The sequence below is a fragment of the Janthinobacterium sp. 35 genome, from assembly GCF_002754575.1.
GTDB lineage: Bacteria > Pseudomonadota > Gammaproteobacteria > Burkholderiales > Burkholderiaceae_D > Janthinobacterium > Janthinobacterium tructae.
The window spans coordinates 1,285,752-1,302,754 of the sequence record NZ_PEFN01000001.1 but is presented as its reverse complement, the minus strand read 5'-3'; the positions used below and the strand labels follow the sequence as shown (position 1 = coordinate 1,302,754).

General features: G+C 61.3%; 17 protein-coding genes. 14 read left to right on the top strand and 3 right to left on the bottom strand.

Annotated features, from left to right (window positions below; all coding sequences use genetic code 11):
- Positions 1-171 precede the first annotated feature (171 nt).
- The 3 genes from CLU93_RS05905 (at position 172) to CLU93_RS05895 (ending at position 3,810) form a co-directional block, all read left to right on the top strand.
- Positions 172-921: an electron transfer flavoprotein subunit beta/FixA family protein gene (locus CLU93_RS05905; protein WP_099379460.1), complete on the top strand. Its 750-nt coding sequence runs from the start codon at positions 172-174 to the stop codon at positions 919-921.
- A gap of 76 nt (positions 922-997) precedes the next feature.
- On the top strand, positions 998-1,930 hold the full coding sequence (locus CLU93_RS05900; RefSeq protein WP_077400542.1) for an electron transfer flavoprotein subunit alpha/FixB family protein: 933 nt from the start codon (positions 998-1,000) through the stop codon (positions 1,928-1,930).
- Positions 1,931-2,019: 89 nt separating this feature from the next.
- Positions 2,020-3,810, top strand: coding sequence for an acyl-CoA dehydrogenase (locus CLU93_RS05895; RefSeq protein ID WP_099760363.1), 1,791 nt, complete (start codon positions 2,020-2,022; stop codon positions 3,808-3,810).
- A gap of 75 nt (positions 3,811-3,885) precedes the next feature.
- Here the strand turns inward: CLU93_RS05895 and CLU93_RS05890 are convergent, their stop codons facing one another.
- Both CLU93_RS05890 and CLU93_RS05885 read right to left on the bottom strand, forming a co-directional pair.
- Positions 3,886-4,512 carry a glycine zipper 2TM domain-containing protein gene (locus CLU93_RS05890; RefSeq protein WP_096234180.1) on the bottom strand — a complete coding sequence of 209 codons (627 nt, stop codon included), beginning with the start codon at positions 4,510-4,512 and terminating at the stop codon, positions 3,886-3,888.
- Positions 4,513-4,647: 135 nt separating this feature from the next.
- Entirely contained in the window at positions 4,648-5,082 is a 435-nt protein-coding gene (locus tag CLU93_RS05885; RefSeq protein WP_099760362.1) for an NINE protein, read from the bottom strand.
- A gap of 277 nt (positions 5,083-5,359) precedes the next feature.
- On the opposite strand from CLU93_RS05885, the gene rpsP reads away from it, so the two are divergent.
- The 10 genes from rpsP to CLU93_RS05835 all read left to right on the top strand — a co-directional run bounded on the left by rpsP (position 5,360) and on the right by CLU93_RS05835 (position 12,876).
- Positions 5,360-5,611 carry a 30S ribosomal protein S16 gene (gene rpsP / locus CLU93_RS05880; RefSeq protein WP_010395524.1) on the top strand — a complete coding sequence of 84 codons (252 nt, stop codon included), beginning with the start codon at positions 5,360-5,362 and terminating at the stop codon, positions 5,609-5,611.
- Between the two features lie 13 nt (positions 5,612-5,624).
- A complete protein-coding gene (gene rimM, locus CLU93_RS05875) occupies positions 5,625-6,182 on the top strand; it encodes a ribosome maturation factor RimM (RefSeq protein ID WP_099760361.1) in 558 nt (185 codons plus the stop codon).
- Positions 6,183-6,232: 50 nt separating this feature from the next.
- Complete coding sequence (trmD, locus tag CLU93_RS05870) at positions 6,233-6,979, top strand: tRNA (guanosine(37)-N1)-methyltransferase TrmD (RefSeq protein ID WP_099760360.1); 747 nt, start codon at positions 6,233-6,235, stop codon at positions 6,977-6,979.
- Between the two features lie 130 nt (positions 6,980-7,109).
- Complete coding sequence (rplS, locus tag CLU93_RS05865) at positions 7,110-7,493, top strand: 50S ribosomal protein L19 (protein ID WP_071079077.1); 384 nt, start codon at positions 7,110-7,112, stop codon at positions 7,491-7,493.
- A gap of 81 nt (positions 7,494-7,574) precedes the next feature.
- Entirely contained in the window at positions 7,575-8,234 is a 660-nt protein-coding gene (locus CLU93_RS05860) for a CoA pyrophosphatase (protein WP_099760359.1), read from the top strand.
- A gap of 97 nt (positions 8,235-8,331) precedes the next feature.
- Positions 8,332-9,291 carry a CobD/CbiB family protein gene (locus CLU93_RS05855; protein WP_096234185.1) on the top strand — a complete coding sequence of 320 codons (960 nt, stop codon included), beginning with the start codon at positions 8,332-8,334 and terminating at the stop codon, positions 9,289-9,291.
- Between the two features lie 225 nt (positions 9,292-9,516).
- Positions 9,517-9,852 (top strand): DUF3579 domain-containing protein, encoded by a 336-nt coding sequence (locus CLU93_RS05850; protein ID WP_029496213.1) that lies wholly within the window; start codon positions 9,517-9,519, stop codon positions 9,850-9,852.
- Between the two features lie 81 nt (positions 9,853-9,933).
- Positions 9,934-10,383, top strand: a complete 450-nt coding sequence (locus tag CLU93_RS05845; protein ID WP_099760358.1) for a CBS domain-containing protein — start codon at positions 9,934-9,936, stop codon at positions 10,381-10,383.
- A 205-nt stretch (positions 10,384-10,588) separates the two neighbouring features.
- A complete protein-coding gene (locus CLU93_RS05840; RefSeq protein ID WP_099760357.1) occupies positions 10,589-11,407 on the top strand; it encodes an AraC family transcriptional regulator in 819 nt (272 codons plus the stop codon).
- Entirely contained in the window at positions 11,404-12,876 is a 1,473-nt protein-coding gene (locus CLU93_RS05835; protein WP_099760356.1) for a carbon-nitrogen hydrolase family protein, read from the top strand. The genes CLU93_RS05840 and CLU93_RS05835 overlap by 4 nt, the downstream gene beginning before the upstream one ends.
- A 192-nt stretch (positions 12,877-13,068) precedes the next feature.
- Here the strand turns inward: CLU93_RS05835 and CLU93_RS05830 are convergent, their stop codons facing one another.
- Positions 13,069-13,809, bottom strand: coding sequence for a GntR family transcriptional regulator (locus tag CLU93_RS05830; RefSeq protein ID WP_071079073.1), 741 nt, complete (start codon positions 13,807-13,809; stop codon positions 13,069-13,071).
- A gap of 388 nt (positions 13,810-14,197) precedes the next feature.
- Here CLU93_RS05830 and CLU93_RS05825 point away from each other — a divergent pair, with 388 nt between their 5' ends.
- A complete protein-coding gene (locus tag CLU93_RS05825) occupies positions 14,198-16,861 on the top strand; it encodes a TonB-dependent receptor (protein WP_099760355.1) in 2,664 nt (887 codons plus the stop codon).
- The last annotated feature ends 142 nt before the right edge of the window (positions 16,862-17,003 follow it).

Below are 17,003 nucleotides of genomic sequence, written 5' to 3'. Positions count from 1 at the left end.
GTAGCGGCAGACTCCCCTGAAATCCCCGAAGCTGGACAGTTTAGATGGATTGCTCTAACAAAAAATCGCACGATCGTGCTTAAATTCGGTTCAGGATTCAAATTTCTCTTATAATCGAACGCACAATCAGCACTTGATCCGTCATTTTTATAATTTCCCAAAGGCATAGCTATGAAAGTCTTGGTACCCGTCAAACGCGTGGTCGACTATAACGTCAAAGTCCGCGTCAAGAGTGACGGCACTGGCGTCGATACCGCCAACGTCAAAATGTCGATGAACCCTTTCGATGAGATCGCGCTGGAAGAAGCGATGCGCCTGAAAGAAGCCGGTAAGGTCACTGAAGTGGTCGCCATCTCCTGCGGCGTGACGCAGTGCCAGGAAACCCTGCGCACCGCCATGGCCATTGGCGCCGACCGCGGCATCCTGGTGGAAACGACGACCGAACTGGAACCGCTGGCCGTGGCCAAGCTGGTGAAAGCCCTGGCCGAGAAAGAGCAGCCGCAATTGATCATCCTGGGCAAGCAAGCCATCGATGACGACAGCAACCAGACCGGCCAAATGCTGGCTGCCCTGCTGGGTTGGCCGCAAGCCACGTTCGCCTCGAAAGTCGTGCTGGAAGACGGTAAAGTCACCGTCACGCGCGAAGTCGACGGCGGCCTGGAAACCCTGGCATTGACCTTGCCAGCGATCATCACCACCGACCTGCGTTTGAACGAGCCACGCTATGTGACCTTGCCGAACATCATGAAGGCCAAGAAAAAGCCGCTCGAGACCGTCAAGCCGGAAGACCTGGGCGTCGACGTCGCGCCACGCCTGAAGACCCTGAAAGTCGTCGAGCCAGCCAAGCGCTCGGCCGGCATCAAGGTACCGGACGTCGCCACGCTGGTCGCCAAGCTGCGTACCGAAGCCAAGGTTATTTAAACATACCCCAAGACAAAAACTGGGGTCAGACCTGGAAGGTCCGACCCCCGGCACTTGCACATTACTAGGAATAATCATGGTCGCATTAGTTATTGCTGAACACGACAACGCTACCTTAAAGGGTAGCACCCACCACACCGTGACCGCGGCTGCCCAGTGCGGCGGCGACGTGCACGTGCTCGTCGCAGGTTCGAACGCCTCGGCTGCCGCCGCTGCCGCCGCGCAAATCGCCGGCGTGACGAAAGTCATCGTGGCCGACGCGCCATACTTCGCCGACGGCCTGGCCGAAAATGTGGCCGAGCAAGTGCTGGCCATCGCCGGCAACTACAGCCACATCCTGGCGCCAGCCACCGCCTACGGCAAGAACATCCTGCCGCGCGTCGCTGCCAAGCTGGACGTGGCGCAAATCTCGGAAATCACCAAGGTCGACTCGCCTGACACGTTCGAGCGTCCGATCTACGCCGGTAACGCCATTGCCACCGTGCAATCTGGCGACAAGGTCAAGGTCATCACCGTGCGCACCACCGGTTTCGACGCCGCTGCCGCCACCGGCGGTTCGGCTGCCACCGAAACCGTCGCCGCCGTTGCCGATGCCGGCAAATCGGCCTTCGTGGGCCGCGAGCTGGCCAAGTCCGACCGTCCTGAACTGACCGCCGCGAAAATCATCGTGTCGGGCGGCCGTGGCATGGGTTCGGCCGAGAACTTCCACATCCTGGAACCGCTGGCCGACAAGCTGGGCGCCGCCATGGGTGCTTCGCGCGCCGCCGTCGATGCCGGCTTCGTGCCGAACGACTGGCAAGTGGGCCAGACGGGCAAGATCGTCGCGCCATCGCTGTACATCGCCGTCGGTATCTCGGGCGCGATCCAGCATCTGGCCGGCATGAAAGACTCGAAAACCATCGTCGCCATCAACAAGGATCCGGAAGCACCGATCTTTGCCGTGGCTGACTACGGCATCGTGGGCGATCTGTTCGAGATCGTGCCGCAACTGGTCAAAGAACTGGGTTAATTAAACCCCTTCCGGTTTTGTTACTGACAAAGCCACGCCGGCCCGCCCCACACGGCGAGCCGCGCGTGGCTTTTTTCTTGGAGAAATAGATGAGCTATCAAGCCCCGCTGAAAGATATGTTGTTCGTCATGAACGAACTGGCCGGCCTGGCCGAAATCCATACTTTGCCTGGCTGCGAAGACGCCACGCCCGACACGGCCGAAGCCGTGCTGGAAGAGAACGCCAAATTCTGCGGCGCCGTGGTGGCCCCCCTGAACTGGCCCAGCGACAAGGATCCGAGTTTCTGGCACGACGGGCAAGTGACCACCTCGAAAGGCTTCAAGGAAGCCTTCAAGGCGTATGGCGAAGCGGGCTGGCAGGGCGTGCAGCATCCGACCGAATTCGGCGGCCAGGGTTTGCCCAAGCTGCTGGCCACGCCGTGCATCGAAATGCTCAATTCCGCCAGCATCTCGTTTGCCCTGGTCGCGCTGTTGTCGGACGGCGCCATCGAAGCGCTGCTGACGGCCGGCAGCGATGAGCAAAAGGCGGTCTACCTGGAAAACCTGGTGTCGGGCAAGTGGACGGGCACCATGAACCTGACGGAGCCGCAAGCCGGTTCCGACCTGGCCGCCGTGCGCACGCGCGCCGTGCCGCAGGACGATGGCACCTATAAAGTGTTTGGCACGAAGATTTTCATCACGTATGGCGAGCACGACATGGCGGAAAACATCGTCCATCTGGTGCTGGCCCGCACGCCGGACGCGCCCGCAGGCGTGAAAGGCATTTCGCTGTTCATCGTGCCGAAATTCCTCGTCAATGCGGACGGCAGCCTGGGTGCGCGCAACGACGCGCATTGCGTGTCGATCGAGCACAAGCTGGGCATCAAGGCCAGCCCGACGGCCGTGCTGCAGTTCGGCGACCACGGCGGCGCCATCGGCACCCTGGTGGGCGAGGAAAACCGCGGTCTCGAATACATGTTCATCATGATGAATGCGGCCCGTTTCGGTGTCGGCCTGCAAGGCATCGGCCTGGCCGAGCGCGCTTACCAGCAGGCGGTGGCGTTCGCCAAGGACCGCGTGCAGTCGCGCGACCTGGCCGGCTCGCCCGGTCCCGTTTCCATCATCCACCACCCGGACGTGCGCCGCATGCTGATGTCGATGCGCTCGCAGACGGAGGCGGCGCGTGCGCTGGCCTACGTGGGCGCGGCCATCAGCGACGTGGCGCACCACCATCCGGAGGCCGAAGTGCGCGCGGAAAGCCTGGCGACGTATGAATACCTGGTGCCCGTGATCAAGGGTTGGGCCACGGAAATGTCGCAGGATGTCACGCGCGACGGCGTGCAAGTGCATGGCGGCATGGGTTTCATTGAAGAAACAGGCGCTGCCCAGCATTACCGTGACGCCAAGATCCTGACGATCTACGAAGGCACGACGGCGATCCAGGCGAACGACCTCGTGGGCCGCAAGACGGTGCGCGACGGCGGCGCCGTGGCGAAAGCCATCATCGCCCAGGTGCGCGCCACGGAAGCCCAGTTGGGCGAGCTCTCCGGCGCCGACTTCCAGGCCATGCAGCGCCACCTGGCCGAAGGCAGCGCCGCGCTTGAAGCGGTGGTCGAGTACGTGGTGGCGAACATGAAGACGGACATCAAGGCCGTGTTTGCGGGCAGCGTGCCGTATCTGAAGCTGGCCGGCATCGTGCTGGGCGGCTGGCAAATGGCGCGCGCGGCCGTGGTGGCGCAGCAAAGGCTGGGAGAAGGCAGCGGCGACGCGGCGTTCTACAAGGCAAAAATCGCCACGGCGCGCTTCTTTGCCGACCACATCCTGTCGCAAGCGCCAGGCTTGCGCGCCACCATCATCGACGGCAGCGCCGGTGTGATGGCCTTGTCGGAAGAGCAGTTTTAAGCTTGGCTAACCCAACTGCAAATGCCGGGGTCGGACCCTGAGGGTCCGACCCCGGTCCTTGCTTTTGGGTTCAGCTTACCTTCTGGCAATGCCATTGCCGGAATTGCGTACGAGGTCGCCAGCGGCCAGCCCCGGATCCTGGTCAAACGCGAAGTCGGCCTTGGCGCCCGTTTCGTATTGCACGGTGACGGTCCAGGTCTTGGCATTTTTCATGTGGCCTTCGACTTGCTTGCCGGCATACGCGCCGCCAGCGGCGCCGGCCAGGGTGGCCAGGTCCTTGCCGCGTCCGCCACCGACCTGGCGGCCCAGCAGGGCGCCGGCCACGCCGCCGCCGATCATGCCCAGCGCGCCACCTTCACCGGCCTTCTCGGCGACATTGACTGCCAGCACCTTGCCGCAATCGGCGCAGATCTGGTGTTGTGGCTGCTTGGAAGGCTGGCTGGCGTAGGAATTGCCCGCTTTCTGTGCGGCCTTGGCATTGATGATGGCCTGGTCGTATTCGCTCTTGGCATCGCGCAGGCACTGCATGCGGGCTTTCGAGCTGCTTTCTTCCGCGCACAATTTCTTGTCGTCTGCATAGCGCGTGTTCGCTTGCTTCGTGTCGTAGGTGTATTGCGCTTTCGGCGACAGGTTTTGCGCGAAGGCGGAGGTGCTGAACAGGGCCGTGATGGCCACTGCGAGGATGAGTGGGCGACGAATCATGATCTTCTCCTAGGGGTGTGGAATATGCCAGTAATGTCGGCATTGTGAATGCAGTATAGGTGAAAATCATGATTGCTTACCAACACTTACATGTGCGTGCGCGAGGCAATAGCTGGTGCCATTTCCGTGCAGAAATTAACCGTAGGCGCCGCCTGTGTACAGCAAGTCGAACAGGCGCGCCATGGTGGCGATCAGCACGCCCGCACCGAGCATCAAGGTGGCAACCAGCACCACGGCCAGGGGCCAGCCCGTGTCCGACAGGCGGCCGGACGCGGCGTTGTAGCGCGCATCCCACTTGTCGTCCGGCATCAGGCCCAGCACCAGCGCTTCCAGGAAGCCGAGCAGGGCGGACAGGGTCAGCGGCAATAGCTGGTAAAACCAGTCGGCCTCGGGAAGCAGTTGGCGCAGCAGCAAGGAGGCGGGCAGGGCGGCCAGGTGCAGCCAGCCCCACCGGTCTTTGCTGCCGTGCAGGTAGAAGCGGTGTGCGCCCAGCATGCCCAGCAGGAAGGCCAGCAAGGTGGTGAAGGCCTTGTTCTTGTGCGACTGTTGCAAAATGGTAGCGGTGGTCATGGGACTCCAGAGTTGCTCATCGGTAAAGATTGCCAGTATCGGTCATTGTCTCGCACAACGATAGCACTTTCCTGTGGCGTTTATACAATGATTTGGCCTGATTTCCAGTCATGGCCAGCACGATAGGCGCAGACGCCTATTGCGTCTTCGGTCATGACTGGTCATAATGTTTGATTAGCCCAAATTACACGCCCGTCATCATAACGCTTGCTGCCTGGCGGTAAAGCGCGCTATAATTTGCGGCTTTTTCCGCCTCAGCACACTTTTTGGAAATATTATGGTCGTTATTCGTTTAGCTCGTGGAGGCGCCAAGAAGCGCCCGTTCTTCAACATCGTCGCTACAGATTCGCGCAATCGCCGCGATGGTCGCTTCATTGAGCGTATCGGTTTTTACAACCCGATGGCGCAAGGTGGCGAAGTTCCACTGCGTATCACCGCAGACCGTCTGGCCTACTGGCAAGGCGTTGGCGCACAATTGTCGCCAACCGTTGCTCGCCTGGTTGCCAGCAACAACAAAGCAGCAGCTTAATTAGATCACTGGTTTGACGGTCAAGACTGCATCCGGGGTGAAAGTCCCCGATGACCTGGTACAGGTAGGCTATGTCTCCGGTGCTTATGGCATTGCTGGCGGGGTCAGGATCACTCCTTTCTCCGACGACGCGGATGCATTATTAAGCGTTAAAACCTGGTGGTTTGATAAACCGACCTTGCATGATGTTGAAGTCAGGCAAGCGAAGTTACACGGCGTCGACGTCGTGGCCCAGCTGGTGGGTGTGGTCGGGCGGGATGCCGCAGAAGCGCTGAAAGGCGTCTCTGTGAAAATTCCGCGTAGCCATTTCCCGACGCTGACGGCCGATGAATTTTATTGGTCCGATCTGATCGGACTGACAGTCGAGAATTTGCAAGGCGAGTGCCTCGGCACAGTGCACGACATGATGAGCAATGGTCCGCAGTCGATCTTGCGCGTTACGCCCGTGGCCACTGCCGATGAGACCGTTGAAAAGGCGCCTGAGCGCCTGATCCCGTTTGTTGGCCAGTTTGTCATTAACGTTGACAAGACCGCCAACAAGATCACGGTCGACTGGGGCCTCGATTATTAAACCGCCTGCGCATAATTTTGCGCCGGGCAAACATTGCAGGATGGTGAGCGATGCAATTTGATGTCGTGACCCTGTTCCCGGAAATGTTTGCTGCGCTGACGCAGTCGGGTGTGACCCGGCGCGCCTTCGAGCAGGGGAAATGTGGCTTGTCGCTGTGGAATCCCCGTGATTTCACGACCGACAATCACCGTACCGTGGATGACCGCCCGTATGGCGGCGGCCCCGGCATGGTGATGATGGCGCGTCCCCTCGAAGCGACAATTAATGCCGCCAAGCAACGCCAGACCGAACTCGGCCTGGCGGCGCCCCGCGTGGTGTTCATGTCGCCGCAAGGTCGTGCGCTGACGCACGAGCGCGTCACGCAACTGAAAGCCGAACCTGGTTTGGTGATCCTGTGTGGCCGCTATGAAGCCGTGGACCAGCGTTTGCTGGACCGTTGCGTCGACGAAGAAATCAGCGTCGGCGACTTTGTCCTGTCGGGCGGTGAATTGCCCGCCATGGCACTGATGGATGCGGTGATTCGCCTGTTGCCGGGTGTCTTGAACACCGAGGCATCAGCCATCGAGGATAGCTTCGTCAATGGCTTGCTCGATTCGCCGCACTACACGCGGCCGGAAACATATGAAGGCATGGCCGTGCCGCCCGTCTTGATGGGTGGCAATCATGCTGAGATCGTCAAGTGGCGCCGCCAGCGCATGCTGGAAGCGACCGCGACGAAGCGGCCTGACCTGCTGGTCAGCGCACGCGCCGCCGGCTTGCTCAGCAAGACCGACGAAAAATTCTTGGCCAGCCTGTAAGCCGTCTCTGACGGTCGGCAGGGTGGTCAGTAGTGCCGGGCATGTTGCCCAAATTGTGTTACCCATCCTCTACCGGGCGGATACTTGCTATCCACAGTGCGCCGGCATGATGGTTTTCGGAGTGTTAAAAATGGACTTGATTCAACAATTAGAGCAGGAAGAAATTGCTCGTCTGGGTAAAACCATTCCTGACTTCGCACCAGGCGATACCGTTATCGTCAGCGTCAACGTAGTCGAAGGTACGCGCAAGCGCGCCCAGGCTTACGAAGGCGTCGTTATCTCCCGTCGTAACCGTGGCCTGAACTCGAACTTTATCGTTCGTAAGATCTCGTCCGGCGAAGGCGTCGAGCGTACGTTCCAACTGTACTCGCCGCTGATCGCTTCGATCGAAGTGAAACGCCGTGGTGATGTTCGCCGCGCCAAGCTGTACTATCTGCGTGAGCGTTCGGGTAAATCGGCGCGTATCAAAGAAAAATTGCCAAATCGCCGCGTTGTGGCGAAAGCAAGCGCGTAATATCAGCGTCTGCGTTGGGAAAAGGGGTGCCGGTTATGGTGCCCCTTTTTTTATTCTGTATTGCTAATGGGACAAGCTGCCATGGCCACCATCGCATTTGATCCACAACAACTAGCCATCGATTCGATCGCCGGTGAGGCGGCGCTGGACGCCGTGCGCCTGACGCCCGCCTGGCTGCGCCAGCGCCTGGCCGAACAGCCTGACTGGCAACCCGAGATTACCCAGGATTTCCTCTCCGCCCGCGCCGTGCCCGTGCGCGCCGCCGTGCTCATTCCCCTCGTGCAACGGCCGCATGGTTTGACCATCTTGCTGACCATGCGCACGGACCACCTGAGCAGCCATGCGGGCCAGGTCAGCTTTCCCGGCGGGCGCAGCGAAGCCTTCGATGCGTCGCCCATCGCCACGGCCTTGCGCGAAACGGAAGAAGAAGTTGGCCTGGCGCGCGAGCACATCGAAGTGCTGGGCGACCTGCCCGATTACCTGACGGGCACCGGCTACCAGGTGACGCCCGTGGTGGGCCTGGTGACGCCGCCGTTCGAACTGCGCGCCGACCCGTCCGAAGTGGCGGAAATCTTCGAAGTGCCGCTGGCCTTCCTCATGGATGGCCTCAACCACCAGCGCCTGTCGGTGGAATTGCCCGGCGGACGGCGCTCGTTCTACGCCATGCCCTACGAGCGCTTCTACATTTGGGGCGCCACCGCTGGCATGCTGCGCAATCTGTTTCACCTCTTGCGCGCGTAAAATGATGCCGCGCACGTAATAAGTTTGATTCCAGCACGGCACTGCGCTATCGTAGCGGGCATTGCGGTATTGCTGAAAAAGACAAAAAGGACGTTTGATGACATTTCTCTCCATACTTTGCGCATTGCTGATCGAGCAGCTCAAACCTTTGCGCGCGGACAATCCGATCTACGCCGAAATCAAGAGCCTGGCAATGCGCATGGAGACCTGGTTCAATGCCGGCCATGCCAACCATGGCCGCATGGGCTGGTTCCTCATGATCGGCGTGCTGATGCTGCCGACGGCAGGCGTGTACTGGCTCTTGCAGCATTATCAGCTGACCCTGCTGGCTTTTGCCTGGAACGTTCTCATCGTCTACCTGACCCTGGGCTTCCGCCATTACAGCCATTACTTTACCTCCATCCAGCTGGCCCTGAGCGCCGGCGACGAAGCGACCGCGCGTACCTTGCTGGCCGACTGGACCAAGCTCGACACGGTGGGCATGGAAGCGAGTGAAATCGCCCGCATCGCCGTGGAAAAAGCCCTGATCACCACGCATCGTAATGTATTTGGCGTCTTCTTCTGGTTCCTGATGCCGCTGGGCCCTGCCTGCGCCGTGATGTACCGCGTGGCCGAATACCTGGCGCGCGCCTGGAACGAACCCGAGCACATGCGCAATGAAGCGTTCGGCCAGTTCGCCGCGCGCGCCTTTTACTGGATCGACTGGATCCCCGTGCGCCTGACGGCCGTGGCGTTTGCCGTGGTCGGTAATTTCGAGGATGCCATCTATGCCTGGCGCAATTTCGCCCAGCGCTGGCAGGACGAGGCCATCGGCATCATTCTGACGGCCGGCGGCGGCGCCATGGGTGTACGCCTGGGCACGCCAGCGGAAACGGCGGCCCGTGTGCTGGTGACCCCGGACATGGCCGTCGATGACAGCGACAGCGAAAGCGATATCCTGCCCGGCGAAGAGCCGGGCGCGCGCGCATTGCAGAGCACGGTCGGCCTGGTCTGGCGCGCCTTGCTGCTGTGGATGCTGCTGCTGCTGTTGATGTCGGGCGCCGTTTTCCTCGGCTGATGCGGGTGCACACGCGCCATCCATGCGCCTTGCGCGTGGAACAAGGTTAAAATAGGGGCTGGCGCGTTACGCGTGCCGGCCCCTGTTTGCAGCGTCAGGGCAGATCGAGGTAGAACCCAAGTCTTCTATAAGATATAATACTGGCTTACCGCAGCAAACGTAGTTGAATTACCAGCCCGGCTTACCCGCCGGGGCCATTCACGCAATCCAGTCCCGACAAGCCACATGGCCGAGTTATCTCAAAAAACAGGGGAACTCTCAGACGAGTTCTTCATCCTTGGTCTCACCAGCAATGGCAAGCAATTCCGACCCAGCGATTGGGCCGAGCGCCTTTGTGGAGTGATGTCCTGTTTCAATCCCGAAGGTGGCGGGCGCAATGCGCACCTCCAGTATTCGCCCTACGTGCGTCCGACCGTCGTCAATGGCGTCAAGTCGGTGGTGGTCAACACCAAGCTGCGCGAGATCGAGCCGATGGCGTTTCACTTCGTGCGCGAATTCGCCAAGGATAACGACCTGCAGATCGTCGAGGCCTGCTTCCTGCCGCCCCCCGAAGAAAAGTAAGCCCCGTTTCATTGATTTGCCTCAAACCCGCTACGGCGGGCTGGCGTAGCGTGGACACTCTGTCTCAAACGGAGTGGCAACATGCGTATCGGCGACATTTGTACCCTGCACACCATCCATTGCCAGCGTGACACCAGCGTGCAGGACGCGGCGCTACTGATGCGCCAGCATCATGTGGGCGACCTGATCGTGGCCGAACAGCCGAATGGCGAGCGCGTCCCCATCGGCATCCTCACCGACCGCGACATCGTTATTTCCGTCATCGCCCTGGGCCTCGACCCTGCCAGCCTGCTGGTGGGCGACATCATGAGTGCGCAACTGCTCACCGCCAGCGAGGACGAAGACGTCTACGACATCATCGAACGCATGCGCGTCAACGGTATCCGCCGCTTGCCCGTGGTCAATAGCTTGGGCGGCCTTGCCGGCATCGTCAGCATCGATGACCTGCTGGCCTTCCTGGCCCAGGAGATGGCCGAGCTGGCACGCATCAGCAGCGGCCAGCTGGTCCACGAAAAGCGCACCAGAAAATAGGAACACCTGTCAAAACCTGCTGCGCGTCGCGCTTTGCGGCCGGCGATGCTCACCGTACTTCAGTACGGTTGCGCTTCTCAGCCACAAATCACTGCCGCTCGCTACGGTTTTGTCAGGTGTTCCGCTAGCGCGTATTGCGCAATTCCGGTCAAGTAACGGCTTGCTGAAAATGCTACAGTCGCTGCTCGTTCAACGGGAAGCGTTCATGCACTATCTGGCCAAGGCACTCTGGTATATCGAATCGCATTACGCGGAGAATATCTCGCTCGGTGATATCGCCCACGTGGGCGGCGCCTCGCCGTGCCACATGACGCGCGCGTTTGGCCTGGCCACGGGCCTCTCCGTGATGCGTTATGTGCGGGCGCGCCGGCTCAGCGAGGCCGCCCTCGTGCTGGCGCAGGGCGCGCAAGACATTCTCAGTGTTGCGCTGCAGGCTGGCTACAGTTCCCACGAAGCATTTACACGGGCTTTCCGCGAACAGTTCCAGATGACGCCGGAAAGAGTGCGGGCCCAGCGCCATGTGGCCAACCTCGCGCTGGTGGGGGCCATCAAAATGGACGTGGCGCCTGGCGTGCCCCTGGAAGCGCCCCGTTTTGAGCAGGGGCCCGCCTTGCTGGTGGCGGGCCTGGTCGAACGTTATCGCGCGGAAACGTCTGCCGGCATTCCCGCCCTGTGGCAGCGCTTCCTGCCCCATGTGGCGCCCGGCCAGTTGGTGTATGGCGTGTGCTGCAACAATGACGATGCGGGCAATTTCGATTACCTGTGCGCCATGCCGGTGAGCGACTTTTCCCAGGCCCCCGACGGCTGGACGCGGCTGCGCATCGCGCCGCAGCGCTATGCCGTGTTTCACCACCGCGGGCATATTTCCACCATCCGCGTCACCTGGCATTCGGTGTGGAACGAGTGGCTGCCACAGTCCGGGCTGGAAGTGGCCGACGCGCCCGATTTTGAACGCTACGACCAGCATTTCGATCCTGCCAGCGGCATCGGCGGCGTGGAAATCTGGCTCCCCTTGAAAGCATGAGCATGCTCGATATCTTGTCTGCCCCGGCTGCCGGCGCCACCGCGCTGCGCCAGCGCCTGTTGCAAACCGCCGCCGCGCTGGCGGCGGGCCTGCCCCTGTACTGGGTGCTGGGGCCGCAGCCGCTGGGCTGGCTGGCCTGGTGGGCGCCGCTGCCCGTGCTGTGGCTGGCCCTGCGCTCGTCGCGCCGCGATGCGGCCTGGATGACGTTCCTGGCCGCCATGCTGGGCCTGTCATCCAACGTTGCCTATTTTCGCCTGCTCATGCCCTTGCCGGCCGTGCTGGCCGTGATGCTCGTCAAGGCACTGTTATGGCTGCTGGTAGTGCTGGCGACGCGGCGCCTCGTGCTGCGCTACCGCTCCGGCTGGACGGTGCTGGCGTATCCCGTGCTGTGGGTCGCCATCGATACCTTGATGGCGGCCTTGCTGCCGGATGGTAATTGGGGCAGCCTCGCGTATTCGCAAGCGGATAACGTTGCCGTGCTGCAGGTGGCGGCCCTGGCGGGCGTGCCCGGCTTGCTGTTTTTGCTGTGCCTGGCGCCATCCGCGCTGGCCTTGCTGCTGGCCGGTGGGCGCGCGTATGCGCCAGCGGCGGGCGCCACCGCACTGTTGCTGGTGGTGGCGTGGACGGGTGGCGCTTGGCGCGTGCAGGGCGTGTCGGCATCAAGCGAGTCGGCACCAGGCGGGCCGCTGGCAGGGCTGGTGGCCATCGATGACTTTATCGGCCCGGCCACGCCGCCGGCGCGCGCGCAAGCCATCTGGGACCAGTACGTGCGCCGCGTTGAAGAGTTGGCCGGGCAGGGTGCCAGGCTGGTGTTGTTGCCGGAAAAGATCGCCGTGCTGGCGCCCGCGCAGGCGGACGCCGTGCGGCTGGGTTTCCAGGCGCTGGCGCGCAGTGCGGGCGTGTGGATCACCGTGGGCATCGGCGTGCACGACGCTGCCGGCCGGCGCAACCTGGCCTGGCTGTTTTCTCCCGATGGCGCCGCGCCCGTCAGCTATCAAAAACATCATCTGGCGCCGCCCGAGCGCGATTTTCTTGCTGGCAGCGCGTATGCCGTCCAGCCGGTGGCGGGGCAGGCCATGGGCCTGGCCATTTGCAAGGACATGCATTTCGCGCCGCTGGGGCTGGCATATGGTAAAGCCGGGGCGCAGGCGATGCTGGTGCCGGCCTGGGATTTCCAGTTTGACGCCTGGATGGGCGCGCGCATGACCGTGGTGCGCGGCGTGGAAAACGGCTACGCGGTGCTGCGCGCGGCGCGTGAGGGCGTGCTGACGGTCAGCGATGCGTATGGACGGGTACTGGCGGAGCGGGCCAGCAGCAGCATGCCGGGCAGCACCTTGCTGGCGCCGCTGCCGGCGCATCCTTCCGTCTCCACCTGGGCGGGATGGCTGGGGCCGCTGTTCGGCTGGCTGTGCGTGGCGCTGGGCGTGATTTTGCTGTGTCTGGGCCGCCGCGCGGTGCCCGCCGCCTGACGCATAACGGCACGTTTTGCTGCAATGCGCAAAACCGCGTTATGCGCCCTTTTTTTATATTCTCCGCACGCAGCCACATAATCGCCGCCGATGATTGCACCATCGCCGTGCATATATAGGCGCGTTGCCGGTATATATATTGCACCGCAATAAGTGGTGTTATCTGGTATTGAGAAATTCGCGCGGCTGGTATTAATTGGTACTTAATTCGGCCACGAAGTCATACATATCGCCGCGGAAGTAGGAGCGGCAAAATTCCACGGCGCGACCATCGCGCAAAAAGCCCAGTCTTTCCACCGACAAGCCCGCGTCGCCTTCCTGCGCCTGCAGCAGGCTGGCCTGTTCCCCCGTCAACAACAAGGCGCTGAGGCGCTGCAAGGCGCGCACGGGCCGGTTGCCCGCCTGTTCCAGCGCGTCATACATGGATACGTCGACGGCGTCGAGCGCCGGCAGGCAGCTGGCGACGATGGTCGCGTACTCCAGGCACATCGGTATCTCGTCCGCATAGCGGATGCGGTGGAAGCGGTACACGGGCGCGCCCGGCGACAGCCGCAGGCGCAAGGCCTCTTCCGGCGTGACGGTGCCCTCTGCGCGCTTGAGCCACACGCTGCGGGGCGTGCGCCCGCGCGCCCGCATATCCTCGGAAAACGAGGTCAGCTTGGCGAAATTCTTCTCGATGCGCGTATTGATGAAATTGCCCGAGCCGGGGCGCCGCACCAGCAAGCCCTCGTTGACGAGGCCATCGATGGCCTTGCGCACGGTGATGCGCGAGACGGACAGGTCGCTGGCCAGCTGGCGCTCGGCCGGCAGGGCTTCCTCGGGGCCAAGGATGCGCTTGTCGATCGCTTCGCGCAGCGCGCGCTGCAGTTGCTGGTACAGGGGCAGGCTACTCGTCTGCCCCAGGCCTTGCATGATGTGAGCCAGGGTTGTCATACGCTGAGGGTCTCCGTTACGGCGCGTTGCAGACGCGCTCTGTAGCTGTTTTGTGTCGCTGGATAATACCAAAAAAGACCGTTATAAAACCAATTTGAATTATCAGGCCGGCAATTTATGCCTGGCCTCGCTGGTATTTACCTCGCTCATACGGGCTACGGATTGATTCAGGTGAAGTGGTCTGTGTGATTCAAACAACGTTATAAAAAAAAAGTTGCAACTGGTAGTGTTCTGGTATTGGATAGTAGTATATTGGCGTTGAATTGGTTTTGTAAGTGGTTGTACCGAAGGGTCTGCAGCATGCCGGCGAGAGTGGGCGGGCTGGAAAGAAGATCTACGTTAAAAATGAAAAGGGTCCAATCCTGGAGCCTAAATCAAGGGGGAGTACATGAAACGCAATTTGACACCTGCAGCTGCCGTCGTGAAATCCGGATCGCGTAGCCGTACGCCGATCGCTACGGCCGTTGCCGTGATGGTCGCTGGTCTGGCCTTTTCGGCGCAGGCGCAGGAAGCACCCGCCGACGATGTGCCCACCGTAGTGACGGTGACCGGCGTGCGTGCCTCGCTGGAAAAATCGCTGAAGCAAAAACGTAATGCGGATTCTGTGGTGGAAGTGGTCACCGCCGAAGATATCGGCAAGATGCCAGACCGTAACGTGGCTGACGCGATCCAGCGTCTGCCAGGTGTGAATACCCAATCGTCTGCCGGTGGCGAAGGCGGCTTCGGCGAAAACGACCGCGTCAGCCTGCGCGGCACCAGCCCGAGTTTCCAGCAAACCCTGTTCAATGGCCACGCCATCAGCACCGGCGACTGGTTCGTCTTGAACCAGTTCGGCGGCAACGTCGGCCGCAGCAGCAGCTTTTCCTTGCTGCCATCGGAACTGGTGAGTTCCGTCGTCGTGCACAAGAGCGCCACGGCCGACCTGCCCGAAGGCGGCGTCTCGGGTGTGATCGACGTGATTACCCGCCGTCCGCTGGAATTCAAGAATCAGATCACGGCCGAAGGTTCGATTCAGGGCTTCCATAATGACCTGGCGGGCAAGACCGATCCGCAGTTCTCCGGCCTGGTGAACTGGAAAAACGACACGAACACCCTGGGCATCATGGTGCAGGGTTTCTCGCAAAAATCGACCGTGCGTCGCGATGGCCAGGAAATCCTCGGCTACACACCGATTCTGGCCAACAGTGCCGCAGCGCTGGCCCATCCTGAACTGGCTGGCGTGAAAGTGCCGACCTTTATCGGCGCGAGCCTGTTCGAACAAAAGAAAACCCGCGAAGGCGGCGCGTTCGACATCGAACTCAAGCCGAACAAGGACTTGACCCTGGATGTGAACGGCTTCTATTCGCAGCTGAAGGCGCCGCATCAAAATACCAACTGGCTGGCCGCACCGGCGAACTCGATCAACAGCGCCAACCAGGTACCGACCAACTACACGGTCAAGAGCGGTACCCTGACGGCTGCCACGTTTGCCACCAACTCGGGCGAGGTCGACAATATCTACCGTCCTGACGCAGGCGGCGAATCGTACTACCTCGATTTCAACTTCAAGTACCGCGCCACCAAGGACCTGACCCTGAGCGGCAAGCTGGGAAAAACCCACGGCGTGGGCTATGACCGCGACGATGTGTACTACCAGAATAACGTCGACGGCGGCATGGTGTACCAGTTGAACGGCATGAGCCCGGCCAACGTGTCCTATCCAGGCGGCACCACCACCAAGCCAGGTTCGACGGCATGGGCGGGCGGTGGCGAATCGCGTTCCGTCGACCAGGAAAAATATGCCCAGATCGACGCCGAACTGCGCCTGTCCTCGGGCGTCTGGGACTCGATCAAGTTCGGCGGCCGTCTGACCGACCACAAGCGCGCTGCCGAGCATCCGTTTGAAACCCGTCCGGGCGCACTGGGCTTCTCCAATCCGGGCCCGGTCTGGAATGGCACGATGTACCCGAGCGACTTCGCCAGCAATCTGGGCGGCAACCTGTCGAGCAACTACTTCAAGTACGACGGCGCGGCACTGGGTGCCTGGGGCGCGGCCAACGGCAACCGCCTGTTCGACTACGTGCGTCGCCACAACTGGACGGACGAATTCAAGCTGCAGGAAAAAACCTCGGCAGTCTATGCCATGGCCAACCTGACGGGCGACAACTGGAGCGGTAACTTCGGCCTGCGCGCCGTGCACACCAAGCAGTCGACGCTGGTCAACCAGGCCGGCGGCCCGATCACCGGTTCCGACTGGGGTCCGTACTCGCAGCACTTGTACGAGCGCAGCTACAATGACTTCCTGCCTAGCGCCAACATCAAGTTCGATGTGCGCAATGACCTGGTCGTGCGTGGCGCCATTGCCCGCACCATCGCCCGTCCTGACTACAGCGCGCTGGGCGGCTCCGTCTCGCTGAACGACGATGCATTGAGCGGTGCAGGCGGCAACGTGAAGCTGAACCCGGTCAAGTCGGATAACGCCGAAGTCAGCGCCGAATGGTATTTCGCGCCGAGGTCGGCCGTTTCGGCGGGCCTGTTCTACATGGACTTGAAATCGGTCGTGTCGAACGGTACCACCAGCGCCACTTACTTCAACAGCAAGCGCAATGCCAATGCCGTGTACCTGATCACGTCGCCCTTCAACACCAGCGGCAAGAACAAGGGCGTGGAATTGAGCTACCAGCAACCGCTGTTCGGCGATTTCGGCATCCTGGCCAACTACACCTATGCCGACGGCAAGCTCGACAATGGTGACGAGCTGGTCAATGCATCGCGCAACACGTACAACCTGACGGCTTTCTACGAAGCCAATGCCCTCAGCGCACGCCTGGCCTACAACTACCGTTCGGCTTACAAAGCGGGTGTGGACCGTGGCGCCAGCCAGCACGTTGCAGGCGCGGGCGGCCTGGCCGGTTCGCTCAATTACAAGATCAACGAACACTTCACGGTCACGTTCGATGCGCTTAACCTGACGAACACCACCATCAAGATGTACGCTGAGAACAAGGATCAGCCACGCGCTTTCTATAGCAACGGCCGTACCTTCTACCTGGGCCTGCGCGGCAAGCTGTAAGCAAGACGATCAGGCCTGATGCGCCCGCATCAGGCCAGGTCTTCCTCGGTCTTTCAAGCAAGTTCCTGCTTCAGGGGCTTGCTTTTTTTTGCGTTCACCGGCAGGGCAGCTTCTGTCTTTTTTACGCCAGGGCTGTCCCCGC

Excerpts from the sequence above, each read along its gene's own strand:
- CLU93_RS05905 (WP_099379460.1), top strand. The coding sequence starts at position 172 with ATGAAAGTCTTGGTACCCGTCAAACGCGTGGTCGACTATAACGTCAAA.
- CLU93_RS05900 (WP_077400542.1), top strand. The coding sequence starts at position 998 with ATGGTCGCATTAGTTATTGCTGAACACGACAACGCTACCTTAAAGGGT.
- CLU93_RS05895 (WP_099760363.1), top strand. The coding sequence starts at position 2,020 with ATGAGCTATCAAGCCCCGCTGAAAGATATGTTGTTCGTCATGAACGAA.
- CLU93_RS05890 (WP_096234180.1), bottom strand. The coding sequence starts at position 4,512 with ATGATTCGTCGCCCACTCATCCTCGCAGTGGCCATCACGGCCCTGTTC.
- CLU93_RS05885 (WP_099760362.1), bottom strand. The coding sequence starts at position 5,082 with ATGACCACCGCTACCATTTTGCAACAGTCGCACAAGAACAAGGCCTTC.
- rpsP (WP_010395524.1), top strand. The coding sequence starts at position 5,360 with ATGGTCGTTATTCGTTTAGCTCGTGGAGGCGCCAAGAAGCGCCCGTTC.
- trmD (WP_099760360.1), top strand. The coding sequence starts at position 6,233 with ATGCAATTTGATGTCGTGACCCTGTTCCCGGAAATGTTTGCTGCGCTG.
- rplS (WP_071079077.1), top strand. The coding sequence starts at position 7,110 with ATGGACTTGATTCAACAATTAGAGCAGGAAGAAATTGCTCGTCTGGGT.
- CLU93_RS05860 (WP_099760359.1), top strand. The coding sequence starts at position 7,575 with ATGGCCACCATCGCATTTGATCCACAACAACTAGCCATCGATTCGATC.
- CLU93_RS05855 (WP_096234185.1), top strand. The coding sequence starts at position 8,332 with ATGACATTTCTCTCCATACTTTGCGCATTGCTGATCGAGCAGCTCAAA.
- CLU93_RS05850 (WP_029496213.1), top strand. The coding sequence starts at position 9,517 with ATGGCCGAGTTATCTCAAAAAACAGGGGAACTCTCAGACGAGTTCTTC.
- CLU93_RS05845 (WP_099760358.1), top strand. The coding sequence starts at position 9,934 with ATGCGTATCGGCGACATTTGTACCCTGCACACCATCCATTGCCAGCGT.
- CLU93_RS05840 (WP_099760357.1), top strand. The coding sequence starts at position 10,589 with ATGCACTATCTGGCCAAGGCACTCTGGTATATCGAATCGCATTACGCG.
- CLU93_RS05835 (WP_099760356.1), top strand. The coding sequence starts at position 11,404 with ATGAGCATGCTCGATATCTTGTCTGCCCCGGCTGCCGGCGCCACCGCG.
- CLU93_RS05830 (WP_071079073.1), bottom strand. The coding sequence starts at position 13,809 with ATGACAACCCTGGCTCACATCATGCAAGGCCTGGGGCAGACGAGTAGC.
- CLU93_RS05825 (WP_099760355.1), top strand. The coding sequence starts at position 14,198 with ATGAAACGCAATTTGACACCTGCAGCTGCCGTCGTGAAATCCGGATCG.